1 protein-coding gene is annotated in these 245 nt (G+C 45.3%); it reads right to left on the reverse strand.

The window, feature by feature from the left end; all coding sequences use genetic code 11:
- A partial coding sequence (locus tag AAEY93_RS20980; protein WP_351079667.1) for an aldo/keto reductase occupies positions 1-209 on the reverse strand: 209 nt, incomplete at its 3' end.
- Positions 210-245 lie beyond the last annotated feature (36 nt).

The raw sequence follows: 245 nt of genomic DNA on the forward strand, positions 1-245 counted from the left end.
CCCATAAAGCGTTCGGTATCACCTTGCTTATCTTTGTCTGGCGGTGACGGGTACATCTCCGCGGTATCCCAAAAATTAACGCCTTCGCTTAGCGCCATATCCATTTGCTCATGGGCTTCACGCTCATCATTTTGCTGCCCCCAAGTCATGGTTCCTAGACAAATCTTTGAGACCTTTTCGTCTATTTGCGGCAGTAGGTCGTATTGCATGGACTGATCCTTATTATTTTTATAACTGATTTTGGT

Source organism: Shewanella sp. CAL98-MNA-CIBAN-0140 (assembly GCF_040309905.1).
Lineage (GTDB): Bacteria > Pseudomonadota > Gammaproteobacteria > Enterobacterales > Shewanellaceae > Shewanella > Shewanella psychromarinicola.